Origin of the sequence: Sphaerisporangium sp. NBC_01403 (genome assembly GCF_045040145.1) — a bacterium.
Classification (GTDB): domain Bacteria; phylum Actinomycetota; class Actinomycetes; order Streptosporangiales; family Streptosporangiaceae; genus Sphaerisporangium; species Sphaerisporangium viridialbum.
Genome location: NZ_CP109534.1, coordinates 9,978,781 through 9,993,483, shown reverse-complemented (window position 1 = coordinate 9,993,483; position 14,703 = coordinate 9,978,781). Strand labels below are relative to the sequence as shown.

The following is a 14,703-nucleotide window of genomic DNA, read 5'->3' as shown; positions in this document are numbered from 1 at the left end:
CGGTCGAGCCTTTCCAGTAACGAGAGTCATAGGTCAGAGTTCGTTGTCGATGAGCGCGAAAATCTCCTCATCGGAAGCGGAATCGATCTTCTCCACGACCCCGTCGGCGCCGTTCGCGCCGCCGGCGCCGGCCGGGCCCGCGCCGAACCTGGTCAGGCCGCTCTGCAGGATGGCGACGAGCCTGCCCCTGACGACCTCTCCCTCCCCGTTGAGGGCGGTCAGCATGGACTCCACCCGTTCCAGGGCCACCCGCAGCGTCTCCTCCGGGGACGGCGCGGCCGGGGCGAGCGTCTTGAACAGGTAGTCGGTCAGCGCGGTGACCGTCGGGTGGTCGAACACGAGCGTGGCGGGCAGCCGCAGCCCGGTCTCGGCGTTGAGCCGGTTGCGCAGTTCCACCGCGGTCAGCGAGTCGAAGCCCAGCTCGTTGAACGCCCGGTCCATGCCGACGCTCTCGACGCTGCCGTGCGCGAGGACGGCCGCCACGTGCGAGCGGACGGTGTCCGTCAGCAGCCGCCGGGCGTCGATCTCGCTCATGCCGGCCAGGCGCTCGACCAGCCCGGCCGAGCCCGCCGCCCGGCCTCCGGCGCTGGTGGCCGCGCGGCGCGGCGCGCGTACCAGGCCTCGCAGCATGGACGGCAGCCCGCCGGTCTCGGCGCGGCCGCGCAACCCCGTGGTGTCCCACTTCGCGGCGACGACCAGTGGATCGGGCGAGGCGAAAGCCGAGTCGAACAGCTCAAGCCCCTGCTCGGCGGTCAGCGGCGCGATGCCCGACCGTGCCATCCGGGCGACGTCGGCCGAGGTCAGGGTGCCGGTCATGTCGGAGTCGGTGTCCCACAGACCCCAGGCGACCGACACAGCGGGTAATCCCAGCGCTCGCCTGTGGGCCGAAAGGACGTCCAGGAACACGTTGGCCGACGCGTAGTTCGCCTGCCCGGCATTGCCCAGCACGCCCGCCAGCGAGGAGAACACCATGAAGAACTTCAGCGGGAGCTCCCGCGTCAGCTCGTGCAGGTGCCACGCCGCGTCGGCCTTCGGGGCGAACACCGCGTCCAGCCGCTCCGCCGACAGCCCTTCGACGGTCGCGTCGTCCAGCACCCCGGCCGTGTGCACCACCCCGGTCAAGCCCGGGACCGACCCCAGCAACCCCGCCAGCGCGTCACGGTCGGAAACGTCACACGCCACCACGGCGGCCTTCGCCCCCAGACCTTCCAGCTCGGACACCAGCTCGAAGGCACCCGGCGCGTCCGGCCCACGGCGCGACACCAGCAGCAGATCCCGCACGCCATGGTGTTCCACCAGCCGCCGCGCGACCAGGCTGCCCAGGGCTCCGGTGCCGCCGGTGACCAGCACGGTCCCTGAGCCGGTCGCCAGGGGCCCGGCCGGCGCCTCGGCCGTCCGCCGCGCGAGGCGGGGTGCCAGCACCGCGCCTTCGCGCGCGGCCAGTTGCGACTCACCCGAGGCGACCGCCGCCGCGACCAGACCCCAGCCCGAGAAACCCTCCTCCACGTCCAGCAGCACGAACAACCCCGGATGCTCGGCCTGCGCCGACCGCACCAGACCCCACACCGACCCGCCCACCACCCCCGCGACCTCGACCCCCGCACCAGGACCCGCCGCACCACCCGTCACCAACACCAGACGAGAACCGGCGAACCGCTCATCGGCCACCCAACCCCGCACCAGACCCAGCACCCGGCCCGACAACTCACGCACAGCCCCAGGCACATCCCCAGAACCCGCCACACACGAGACCACCACGAAATCCGGCACCGGCTCCCCCGCCGCCACCGCCACACCCAGCGCCTCCACATCCGCGAACCCGTCCAGCCCCACCACCGGCTCCCCCAGGAACACCCACCGGGAGTCGTTGTCGGCCTGGGTGACCGTGACGTCCACCCAGTCGACGCCGTGCGGCACGGCCACCGTCTGGCCGCCGCCCGCACCCGCCAGCGATTCGAGCGCGACCGAGCGCACCCGCAGCGACTCCATCGAGAAGACCGGCCGGCCGGAGACGTCGGCGGCCTCGATGGCGCACCCGTCGGTGCCCGCGGACTCCAGCCGGACCCGCAGCACCCGGGCACCGGCCGCGGACAGCCGCACGCTGCGGAACTCGAACGGCAACCTCAGCTCGCCCGCCCCGTCGGCGATCAGCAACGGGTGGAACATCGCGTCCAGCAACGCCGGATGCAACCCGAACCCCGCCACCTCCACCTCGTCATCCACCGACACCTCGGCGAACAACTCACCACCACGACGCCAAACCCCCCGCACGCCCTGGAAGACCGGCCCGTACTCATAGCCCAGATCGGCCAACCGCTCGTATCCACCGTCCAGCGGCACCACCGACGCGCCCTCGGGCGGCCACACCCCGGCCCAGCCGTACACCCCGCCGGCCACGGCACCGCCGGAGTCCACGGCCACGGCACCGGAGACGTGGCGCGTCCACGCGGCCTCCGGGTCGTCGGCCGGGCGGGAGTGCACCCGCACCTGGCGGGCGCCGGCCTCGTCGGCCCGCTCGACGACGACCTGCAACGCCAGCGCACCCTGCTCCGGCAGCACCAGCGGAGCCTCGAACATCAGCTCCTCAAGAAGGTCGCAGCCGAGCTGGCCGGCGGCCTCCAGGACGATGTCGACGAACGCCGCGCCCGGCAGCACGGTCGCGCCGATCATCACGTGGTCGGCCAGCCACGGCGAGCCGGCGACCGACAGGCGGCCGGTGAACACCGTCGTGCCGTCGTCGGCGATGTCGACCACCGCCCCGAGCAGGGGGTGGCCGAGCCCGCGCAGACCGGCCGACGAGACGTCCCCGGCGCGTACGGGCGAGAGGAGCCAGAAGCGCTCGCGGTCGAACGCGTACGTCGGGAGGTCGACGTCCGCGCCACCGGACAGCCGGGGCCAGTCGACGGCCACGCCCGCCACGCAGGCCTGCGCGAGGCAGGTGACCAGCGCGTCCGGCTCCGGCCGCCGGCGCCTGTTGAGCGAGATGACCGAGGCGTCCGGCAGGGTGACGCACTCGTGCGCCATGCCGGACAGGACCGCGTCCGGCCCCACCTCGATGTACGTGCTCACCCCTTCGGTCTCCAGCCGGCCGATCGTCGCGTGGAACATGACGGGACGGCGGATCTGTTCCAGCCAGTACTCCGGCGCCGTCCAGGTGGCGTCGCCGGTCAGGTTGGTGGCGAACGGGATGCGCGCCTCGCCGAACCGCACGCTCTCCAGCTCGGCGGCGAACTCCGCGAGCATCGGCTCCATCAGCGGGGAGTGGAAGGCGTGGCTGACCGCGAGCCGCCGGGTCCGCCGGCCGAGCTCCCGCCACTCGTCGGCCACCGCCAGGCAGACCTCCTCCACCCCGGAGACGACCACGCTGGTGGGGCCGTTGACCGCCGCGATCCCGACGAGGTGCTCCTGACCGGCGAGGGTCGGCGCGACCTCCTCCTCTGTGGCCTCGATGGCGATCATCGCGCCCGGCTCGTCGAGCGCCTGCATCAGGCGGGCGCGTGCGGTGATCAGCCGTGCGGCGTCCGCCAGCGACCAGACTCCCGACACGTGCGCGGCGGCGAACTCGCCCACCGAGTGCCCGGCGACGTAGTCCGGCGTGACGCCGAGCGACTCCAGCAGCCGGTAGGCGGCCACCTCGAACGCGAACAGGGCCGGCTGGGTGTAGCGGGTCTCGTTCAGCGCCGCCGCATCGGGCGTGCCGGGCTCGGCCCACATCACCTCGCGCAGCGGGCGGTCGAGGTGGGCGTCGAGCGCGGCGCAGACCTCGTCCAGAGCCTCGGCGAACACCGGCGACACGGCGTACAGCTCGCGTCCCATCCCGAGCCGCTGCCCGCCCTGGCCGGTGAACAGGTACGCCAGCCGGGGCTTCTCCTGGGCGATGCCCTTGACCACCTCGGCCACCGGCTTGTCGCGCAGGTGGTCGGCGAGGGCGGCGATCAGGGCGTCGCGGTCGTGGCCGAGGACGACGGCGCGATGCTCGAACAGCGACCGTCCGGAGGCCAGGGAGTGCGCGACGTCGGCCGGGCGCAGGGTGTCGTGGGCGGTGACGAAGTCGTGCAGGCGGGCGGCCTGCCCGCGCAGCGACTGGGCGCTGTGCGCGCTGATGACCCAGGCCAGCGGGGCCGCGCCGGGGCCGGCGGTCACGCCGGGCGGGGCGGCGGGAGCGCTCGGCTGTTCCGGGGCCTCCTCCAGGACGACGTGGGCGTTCGTGCCGCCGATGCCGAACGAGGACACCCCGGACCTGCGCGGGTGGCCGTCGCGCGACCAGTCCCTGGCCTCGGTCAGGAGCCCGACCCCCGACCAGTCGATGTGCTGCCCGGTCTCGTCGACGTGCAGCGTCCGCGGCAGTACTCCGTGCCGCATCGCCATCACCATCTTGATCACACCGGCGACGCCCGCGGCGGCCTGGGTGTGGCCGATGTTCGACTTCACCGAGCCGAGCCACAGGGGACGCGCGGCCGGGCGGTTGCGCCCGTAGGTGGCCATGAGGGCCTGCGCCTCGATCGGGTCCCCCAGGCGGGTGCCGGTGCCGTGCGCCTCGACCGCGTCGACGTCCCGGGTGTCCAGGCGGGCGTCGGCGAGCGCCTGCTCCACCACGCGCTCCTGGGCCGGGCCGTTCGGCGCGGTCAGGCCGTTGCTGGCGCCGTCCTGGTTGACCGCCGACCCCCGGATCACCCCGAGGATCCGCCGTCCGTTGCGCTGGGCGTCCGAGAGCCGCTCCAGCGCGAGCACGCCCACGCCCTCGGCCCACGCGGCGCCGTCGGCCGTGGAAGAGAACGACTTGCACCGCCCGTCAGGCGCCAGCGCGCGCTGCCGGGAGAACTCCACGAACGAGTCGGGGGTGGCCATCACCGTCACGCCGCCGGCCAGCGCCAGCGAGCACTCCCCGCGCCTGAGCCCCTGCACCGCCAGGTGCATCGCCACCAGCGAGGACGAGCACGCGGTGTCGACCGCGATCGAGGGGCCTTCGAGCCCGAAGGTGTACGACACCCGCCCCGGCAGCACGCTGGCGGCGCTGGACACCATGAGGATGCCCTCGACCGCTTCGGGGACGGCGCCGTTGGTGAACCGCAGCGAGTAGTCGTTGTACATGTTGCCCAGGTAGACGCCCGTGCGGGTGCCACGCAGGGTCGCCGGGTCGATGCCGGCCCGCTCGAACGCCTCCCAGGTGGCCTCCAGCATCAGCCGGTGCTGCGGGTCGGTGGCGAGCGCGCCACGCGGGCTCATCCCGAAGAAAGCCGCGTCGAAGTCCCCCGCGTCATAGATGAACCCGCCATGCCGCGTGTACGACTTCCCCAGCGCCTCGGGATCGGGGTCGTACAACCCCTCCACATCCCAGCCCCGGTCGACCGGAAAGCCACCGATCGCATCGCCGCCATCGACCACCAGATCCCACAGATCCTCAGGACTGGCCACACCGCCCGGGTAGCGGCACGCCATGCCGATGATGGCGATCGGCTCGTGACGCCGATCCTCGACGCCGGTCAGGCGCTGCCGGGTCTCCGCGAGCTCGACGGTCACACGCTTGAGGTAGTCGCGTAGCTTTTCCTCATTGGCCATGATCGGGCCTTTCCAGGGAGGATCTCAGGGGAGACGTCATAGTTCGGTCGTCGATGAGCGCGAAGATCTCCTCATCGGAAGCGGAATCGATCTTCTCGACCACACCCTCGGCGCCGCCGGGGCCGCCCGTACCGGCGGCGAACCTGGTGATCAGACCGGCGCCGAACCTCGTGACGGCGCTCTGCGCGATGGCGACGAGCTTGCCGCGAATGGCCTCCGCGTCCTCGCTGGCGCCCGACAGCATCGACTCGACCCGTTCCACGGCCCCGCGCAAGGTGTCCTCAGGTGAGGGGGCGGCGGGCGCCAGCGTGCGGAAGAGGTAGTCGGTCAGGGCGGTGACGTTCGGGTGGTCGAACACCAGCGTCGCCGGCAGCCGCAGTCCCGTGTCGCCGTTGAGCCGGTTGCGCAGCTCCACCCCGGTCAGCGAGTCGAACCCCAGCTCGTTGAACGCCCGGTCCACCCCGACGTTCTCGACGCTGCCGTGCGCGAGGACCGCGGCCACATGCGACCGCACCAGATCGGCCAGGTGACCGCGCGCCTCGGCCTCGGCCATCGCCGCGAGGCGCTCGACCAGGCCCGCCGATCCGGCCGCGGTGGAGGCCGCTCCCGCCGCGGTGGCGGTGGCGGCGCGTCGCAGCGCGCGCACCAGGCCGCGCAGCACCGACGGCAGCTCGCCCCTCTCGGCGCGGGCGCGCAGGGCGGTGTTGTCCCACCTGGCGGCGACGACCAGCGGGCCCGGCGAGGCGAGCGCCGAGTCGAACAGCTCAAGACCCTGCTCGACGGTCAGCGGCGCGATGCCCGCGCGGGCCAGGCGGGCCGTGTCCGCGGCCGACATCTGCCCCGACATCCCGGTGCCGACGGTGTCCCACAGCCCCCACGCCACCGACACGGCGGGCAGGCCCAGCTCGCGGCGGTGCGCCGCGAGGACGTCCAGGAACACGTTGGCGGCCGCGTAGTTGCCCTGGCCGGGGTTCCCGACCACGCCGGCGACCGAGGAGAACACCACGAACCACGAGAGCGGGAGCTCCCGCGTCAGCTCGTGCAGGTACCAGGCCGCGTCCACCTTGGGGGCGAACACCGAGTCCAGCCGCTGCGCCGACAGCCCCTCCACGGTCGCGTCGTCCAGGACGCCCGCCGCGTGCACCACGCCGGTCAGCGGCACCTGCGAGGGGATCGACTCCAGCAGCGCCGCGAGCGCGTCGCGGTCCGACACGTCACAGGCCGCCACCGTGACCCGCGCTCCGAGGCCCTCAAGCCGGGACACCAGTTCGGCGGCACCGGGCGCGTCCGGCCCGCGCCGCGACACCAGCAGAAGGTTCTGGGCTCCGTGCTTCTCCACCAGCCGCTGGGCGACCAGGCTGCCCAGCCCGCCCGTGCCGCCGGTCACCAGCACGGTTCCCGACCCCACGTCCGAGGACCCGGCCGGCGTCTCGGCCGGCGTTTCGGCCGTGCGGCGTGCCAGGCGGGGGACCAGGAGCTTCCCGTCCCGCGCCACCAGTTGCGACTCGCCCGAGGCCACCGCCGAGGCCACCAGCGGCCATCCGGAGAACCCGTCGCCGGCGTCCAGCAGGACGAACCGTCCCGGATGCTCGGCCTGCGCCGACCGCACCAGCCCCCACACCGGGCCCGCGACCACGGCGGGGACCATGCCGCCCGCCGGGTCGAAGACGCCCCGGGTCACGAACACCAGGCGGCAGCCCGCGAACCGCTCGTCGCCCACCCATGCCTGCACCAGGTCGAGGGCCTGGTACATGCCGTCGCGCACCGAGTACGGCACGTCGTCCGCGTCGGCCTCCGGCAGGTAGGGGACCAGGACGATGCCCGGGACCTCGCCCGCGGTCATCTCCGCGAGCGAGGCGAGGTCGTAGTAGCGCGGCGCGCTGACCCCGGCCCTGCCCAGCTCCTCCCCGATCTCGTCGGCGAAGCCGTCGTACCCGACCACGGCCCATCGCTGGTCGGCGAGGTCGGCGCCGGACGCCGCGAGGTCCACCCAGTCGACCGTGTACGAGGCCGCGTCCGACGCGGCGCGCGAGGCCCCGCCGTCTCTCGGGACCCGGCGCAGCGTCAGCGCGTCCACGCCCGCGATCCAGTCGCCCGCGCCGTCGTGGATCGCGAGGGACACCCGGTCGTCGCCGAGGTCCGCGATCCGCACCCGCGACGCCTCTGCGCCGAGGGCCGACACCCGCACCCCGCTCCAGGAGAACGGCAACAGCAGCGAGGGCACGTCCTGCACGGCCTCGGCCGAGTCGAGCACCAGCAGGTGCAACGCCGCGTCCAGCAGCGCCGGGTGGAACGTGAACCGGCCGGCGTCCCCGCGGACGTGCTCCGGCAGGGCCACCTCGACGTACGCGCCGCCGTCCACGCGCCAGGCGGCCCGGAGCCCCCGGAACGCGGGGCCGTACTCGTAGCCGCGCTCGGCGAGCCGCTCGTACACCTCGTCCAGGTCGACCGCGACGCCCTCCGACGGCGGCCGGCCGGAGAGCCGTTCGGGGGCGGCGGTCGGTCCTGTGGAGAGCGTGCCCGTGGCGTGCCGGGTCCAGGTGGCCTCGGCGTCGCCCGCCTGGCGGGCGTACACGGTGAGGCCGCGCCGGCCGTCCGCGTCCGCGCCGCCGACCGCGAGCTGCACCTGAACCGCCCCGGTCTCGGGCAGGAGCAGCGGAGCCTCCAGCGTCAGGTCCTCTATCTCGTCGCAGCCCGCCGTGGTGGCCGCTTCGAGGGCCAGCTCGACGAAGGCGGTGCCCGGCAGCAGCACCCCGCCGTCCACGACGTGGTCGGCGAGCCACGGCATCGCGCCGCGCGACAGCCGCCCGGTGAGCAGGAACCCGTCGTCTCCGGCCAGCGGCACTACCGCGCCGAGGAGCGGGTGCCGGGAGGCGTCCATGCCCCGCGCGGCGACGTCCACGGTGGCGGCGGCGCCGTCGATCCAGTACCTGCGGTGCTCGAAGGGGTAGGTGGGCAGGTCGACGTGGCGGTGGGGCCCCTGGCCGAGCGCCCGCGCCCAGTCCACCTCGGCGCCGAGCACGTACGCCTGGCCGGCCGCCACCAGGAACCGGCGCCGGTCGCCGTCGTCCCGGCGGAGCGTCCCTGTGGCGCCGCCGGGTATGCCCGCCGCCTCCAGGGTGTCCTGGATGTGGCCGGTCAGCACGGGATGCGGGCTGGTCTCGATGAACAGCGGGGTCCCGTGCCCGGCGAAGGCCCGGATGCCCTCCTCGAACCGCACCGGGTTGCGCAGGCTGGTGTACCAGTACGCGGCGTTCAGCTCGGCGTGGCCGATGAACGCGCCCGCCAGCGAGGAGCAGAAGGCGACGTCGGTGGGCCGTGGCGAGACGTCGTCCAGCGTGGCGAGCAGCTCCTCGCGGAGCGCTTCGATGTGCGGCGTGTGGGCCGCGTAGTCGATCGCCACCCTGCGGATCCGCACTTTCTCGCCGCAGGCGGCGGCGAACTCCTCCAGCGCGTCGAGGTCGCCGGCCACGACCGTGCTGGCCGGGCCGCTGTGCACGGCCACCCACAGCCGGTCGGTCCACGGCGAAAGCAGCTCCCGCGCCCGCGCGGCCGGCAGCGACACGGCGACCATGCCGCCGCTGTCGCCGAGCTTCATCAGCGCCTGGCTGCGCAGGGCGACGACCTTGGCGGCGTCCTCAAGGCCGAGCGCTCCCGCGACGCAGGCGGCGGTGATCTCTCCCTGGGAGTGACCGATCACGGCGGAGGGCTCGACCCCGAGCGACCGCCACAGCTCCGCGAGCGACGCCATGACCGCGAACAGCACCGGCTGGATGACGTCGGAGCCCGCAAGCGCCGGCGCGCCCTCCCTGCCGCGCAGCACCGCCTCCACCGACCAGCCGGTGTACGGCTCCAGCGCCGCCTCGCACCGCCGAAGGTGGGTACGGAAGACCTCGCTCTCGTCCAGCAGGCCGACCGCCATCCCGGCCCACTGCGACCCCTGCCCGGGGAACACGAAGACCGGACGCACGTCCGAGCCCGCCACCCCGCTCGCCAAGGTCGCGTGCGGCGTGCCGCCGGCCAGCGCCGCCAGGCCCGCGACCAGTTCCTCCCTGCCGTCCGCGACCACCACCGCGCGGTGGGCGAACCCCGGCCGCCGCGACAGCACCCGCCCGGCCGCCACCAGATCACCCGGCTCGGCCTCCAGCGCGTACGTACGCAACCGCCCCGCCTGAGCCCGCAACGACGCCTCGGACTTCGCCGACACCACCCACACCAGCGGGCCCTCCGGCTCCTCGGGAACCGGGCCGGCCTGCGGGGGTCCCTCCAGGATCACGTGCGCGTTCGTGCCGCTGATGCCGAAGCCCGAGACGGCCGCCCGCAGCGGACGGTCGCCCGGCAGCTCCACCGGCTCGGTGAGCAGCCGCACCGAGCCGCCGCTCCAGTCGACGTGCGGCGTGGGCTCCTCCACATGCAGGGTGGAGGGCAGGGTCCGGTGTTCGAGCGCCTTGATCATCTTGATCACGCCGCCGACGCCGGCCGCGGCCTGGGTGTGGCCGATGTTCGACTTGAGCGAGCCGAGCCAGACCGGCCGGTCCGCGTCCCGGTTCGCGCCGTACGCGGCGATGATCGACTCGGCCTCGATGGGGTCCCCGAGCCTGGTGCCGGTGCCGTGCGCCTCGACCACGTCGACGTCGCCCGCGGAGAGTCCCGCGTCGGCGAGCGCCTGGCCGATGACCTCCCGCTGGGCCTGGCCGTTCGGGGCGGTCAGGCCGTTGCTGGCGCCGTCCTGGTTGACCGCGCCGCCCTTGATCACGGCGAGTACGGGGTGTCCGCGGCGACGGGCGTCGGACCAGCGCTCCAGCAGGAGCATCCCCGCGCCCTCGCCCCAGCCCGTGCCGTCCGCCGAGGCGGAGAACGCCTTGCAGCGGCCGTCGGGGGCGAGCCCGCCCTGGCGGCTGAACTCCACGAACATCCCGGGGCTGGACATGACCGTCGCGCCGCCGGCCAGCGCCAGCGAGCACTCCCCGCGCCGCAGCGCCTGCACCGCGAGGACGATCGCCACCAGCGAGGACGAGCACGCGGTGTCCACGGTGATCGCGGGCCCCCGCAGGCCCAGGGCGTACGCGATGCGCCCGGAGGCGACGCTGAGCGCGGTGCCGGTGAGCAGGTGACCGTCGGCGGCGCCGGTGGACTGGTGCAGCCGGGGGCCGTAGTCGGAGGCCATGGCGCCCACGAACACTCCGGTGGCGGACTCCCGCAGCTCGGCGGGGTCGAGGCCGGCCCGCTCGACGGTCTCCCAGCAGATCTCCATCAGCAGCCGCTGCTGGGGGTCCATGGCGGCCGCCTCGCGGGGGCTGATGCCGAAGAACCCGGCGTCGAACTGGTCGGCGTCGTGCAGGAAGCCGCCGTGCCTGGTGTCGCTGGTGCCCGACCGGCCGGGCCCGTGGGCGAACAGCGCGTCGAGGTCCCAGCCCCGGTTCGGGGGGAACTCCGTGATCGCGTCGGTGCCGGTGCGGACCAGCCGCCACAGGTCGTCCGGCGACTCGACGTCTCCGGGATAGCGGCAGCCCATGGCCACCACCACGATGGGGTCGGTCTCGTCGCGCGTGCGCGCCTCGGCCGCCGCTTCGGACGGCCCGTCGTGGAGCAGCCCGTACAGGTGGTCGATGAGCCGGTCGGGGGTCGGCTGGTCGTACAACAGGCCGGTCGGCAGCCGCAGCCCGGTGGCCGACCTGAGCCGGCCGCGGAGGTCCTCCAGGGTCGCCGACTCGAAGCCGAGGTCCTTGAAGGTCCTGGCCGGCTCCAGGGCCCGGGTGTCCTGGTGCCCGAGCAGCCCGGCGGCGGTGGTCAGCACCAGCTCGCGCACCGCGCGCCGCGAGAGGCCGTCCGGGGTCCACGGGCCGGTGGGCGTCGCCGGCGCGGACGGCTCGCGCCCGGCCTCGACGGCCGGGCGATCGGGCCACGGGGATTCGCCGGGCGTCGCGGGACGCTGGGCGTCGCCCGGCGTCCCGGGCCAGTACCGCTCGCGCTCGAAGGCGTAGGTGGGCAGGTCGACGAGCCGGGCGCCCGGCTCGGAATCGCCCAGAGTGGCCCAGTCGACGTCGGCTCCGCGCGTGTACGCCTCGGCAAGCGCCCGCCGGAACCGGCCGGGCCCGCCGTCGCCCCGGCGCAGCGTGCCGACCACGGCCGCGTCCCGCTCGGCCTCCTCGATCGTCTCCTCGATGCCGGCCGTGAGCACCGGGTGCGGGCTGCACTCGACGAACAGGCCGCAGTGCTCGTCGAGCGCCCGCCGGGTGGCCTGGGCGAACAGCACGGGGTGGCGCAGGCTGCGGTACCAGTAGTCCGCGTCCAGCCCGGCGGTGTCCATCGGCTCGCCGGTCAGCGTGGAGACGAACAGCGTGCCGGTGCTCACCGGGCGGACGGGCGCCAGCGCGCTGAGCACCTCGTCGCGGATCCCCTCGACCTCGGCGGAGTGGGACGCGTAGTCGACCGGGAGGAGCTTGGTGCGGTACCCGTCGGCCGAGAGCCGCCGCTCCAGGTCGGAGAGCGCCTCCCGCGTCCCGGAGACGACCACGGAGCGAGGCCCGTTGTACGCGGCCACTGCCACGTGCGGCGCCAGCGGTCGTACGGCCGAGGTGACGACGTCGAGCGGGGCGGCGACCGACATCATGCCGCCCCTGCCGGTGATGCCGGCGATCGCGCGGCTGCGCAGCGCCACGACCCTGGCGGCGTCCTGGAGAGACAGCGCTCCGGCGACGGTCGCCGCCGCGATCTCCCCCTGGGAGTGCCCGACGACCACGTGGGGCTCGACGCCGGCGGCCCGCCACAGCCCGGCGAGCGACACCATGACCGCCCACAGCGCCGGCTGGACCACGTCGACCCGGTCGAGGCCGGGCGCGCCGGGCGTCTCCCGCAGGACGTCGAGCAGGGAGTGGCCGGTGAACGGTGCGAGGGCCTCCGCGCACTCGGCGAGCCGCTCGGCGAACGCGGGCGAGCCGGCCAGGAGGTCACGTGCCATGGCGGGCCACTGCGATCCCTGTCCGGGGAAGACGAACGCGCGGCGGCCGGCGGTCACCGACCCGGTGACCACGGACTCGCCGGGGAGCCCGGCGGCGAGCGCCTCCAGGCCGGCGAGCCGGGCGGCGCGGTCGGCGCCGAGCACGACCGCCCGGTGCTCGAACCGGGTGCGGCTGCGGACCAGGGCCAGCGCCACGTCTGCGGTCCCGGCCGAGGGGTCCTCGCCGACCCGGGCGTGCAGCCGCCGCGCCTGGCCCCGCAACGCGGCGGCGGAACGCGCGGACAGCACCCACGGCACGTCCGACCCCGCGAACGCGACGGGTGCGACGGGGTCACCGGAGGCGGCGGCGGAGCCGCCTGAGCGCGCGACCGGTTCGCCGGAGGCGGCGGGTTCGCCGGGGGGCGGTTCGGAGAGGATCAGGTGGCAGTTGGTGCCGCCCATCCCGAAGGAGCTGACGCCCGCGACCAGGGGACGCCCGGCGGCGGGCCAGGGGCGGGCGGACCGTACGACCTGGAGGCGCAGCTCGTCCAGCGGGATGTCGGGGTTGGGAGTCTCGAAGTTCAGGCTCGGCGGCAGCTCGCGGTGGCGAAGGCTCAGCGCCACCTTGAGGAACCCCGCGATGCCCGCGGCGCCTTCGAGGTGGCCGATGTTGGTCTTCACGGAGCCGACCAGAAGCGGGTCGGCGCACGGCCGCCCGTCCCCGTCGGCGGCGCCGAGCGCGCCCGCCTCGACGGGGTCGCCGACCTTCGTGCCGGTGCCGTGCAGCTCCACGTACTGGACGTCGGCGGGCCCGACCCCGGCGCGGGCGCGGGCCAGCGTGATGACCTCCCGCTGGGCACGCCCACTCGGCACCGTCAGCCCGTCGCCGCCGCCGTCGTTGTTGACGGCGCCGCCGAGGATCACGCAGTGGACCGCGTCCCCGTCGGCGAGCGCCGCGGAAAGGGGCTTGAGCACGACGAGCGCGCCGCCCTCGCCGCGCACGTACCCGTTGGCGCGGCTGTCGAAGACGTAGCAGCGGCCGTCCGGCGACAGCGCCCCGAAGCTGCCGATGGCGGCGGTGGTCTCCGCCAGCAGGTTGAGGTTCACGCCGCCCGCGAGCGCGAGCCGGGTCTCGCCGCGGCGCAGGCTCTCGCAGGCCATCTGCACGGCCACCAGCGACGACGACTGGCCGGTGTCGAGGGTCAGGCTCGGGCCGTTCAGCCCGAGGAAGTACGAGACCCGGTTGGCGATCATGGCCCGGTTGGCGCCGGTGTAGGTGTGCCGGCCCACGCCGCCCGCGCCGATACGGTCCTGCAGCGCGGCGTAGTCGTTGGAGATCGCCCCGAGGAAGATACCCGCGGCCGTGCCGCGCAGCGCGGCCGGGAGGATCCGCGCGTTCTCCAGCGCCTCCCACGACAGCTCGAGCGTCAGCCGCTGCTGGGGGTCCATGGCCGCGGCCTCGTTCGGGGAGATCCCGAAGAACCCGGCGTCGAAGCGGTCCACGTCCGGGATGAAGCCGCCCCGGGCGTACTCGACGGCCGTGGTGTGCGGCCACCGGCCTTCCGGCACCGCCGTCACCGCGTCCACGCCGTCGCGCAGCAGCCGCCAGAACCGCTCGGGGTCGTCCGCCCCGGGCAGCCGGCACGACATGCCCACGACGGCGACCGGCTCCTCCGCCGGGAAATCAGGACGGGCGTCCCGCCGGCCGGACTCGTCGGCCGTCGCGCCGGTCAGCTGAATCGACTCACCAACCATCAACGTGCCACCTCAAGCCTCGGGCATCACCAACATGACACCGCCGGTTTCGATAAAGACACCGCGCAGGAATGATGGACAGTAGTGTGGAATTGCGGCTATTGAATAGTTACTGCGACCTTAATGGCACCCCTCCGGCCTGGGCCACGGTCGCATGTTGGCACATTGTTGCCAGTAGCAAGTTGCCATCGCCTTCGACCGCTATTCGCACTTGACGTGGGCGTTCACGGTGAAGATGCTGGGGTTTCAGGGGGACCGCGGGGTTCCGGTACGGGTGGCCGCCACGGCCATTCCCGCCACACGGCACCGGCCGGCAATCCGTGCGTTCACCCGAAGGAACGGCCCTCGCCTCCCAATTCACCGACCTCGGATGAACGCCCCACAGGCGATCGGATATTCGTACTGCGGCCGGCGCGATCCGTAATGGACGGCAGAGCTGCCTCTTCAGG

Annotated in this window: 2 protein-coding genes; both read right to left on the bottom strand. The window is 74.2% G+C overall.

The genetic code is table 11. The features are described 5' to 3' along the window. Window positions 1-33: 33 nt before the first annotated feature. Window positions 34-5,559 (bottom strand): SDR family NAD(P)-dependent oxidoreductase, encoded by a 5,526-nt coding sequence (locus tag OG589_RS44945; RefSeq protein ID WP_405145061.1) that lies wholly within the window; start codon window positions 5,557-5,559, stop codon window positions 34-36. Then, window positions 5,549-14,254: an SDR family NAD(P)-dependent oxidoreductase gene (locus tag OG589_RS44940; protein ID WP_405145060.1), complete on the bottom strand. Its 8,706-nt coding sequence runs from the start codon at window positions 14,252-14,254 to the stop codon at window positions 5,549-5,551. The genes OG589_RS44945 and OG589_RS44940 overlap by 11 nt, the downstream gene beginning before the upstream one ends. Between the last annotated feature and the right edge of the window lie 449 nt (window positions 14,255-14,703).

Bases quoted from the DNA above. Each gene is read 5' to 3' on its own strand.
- OG589_RS44945 (WP_405145061.1), bottom strand. From the start codon at position 5,559: ATGGCCAATGAGGAAAAGCTACGCGACTACCTCAAGCGTGTGACCGTC.
- OG589_RS44940 (WP_405145060.1), bottom strand. From the start codon at position 14,254: ATGGTTGGTGAGTCGATTCAGCTGACCGGCGCGACGGCCGACGAGTCC.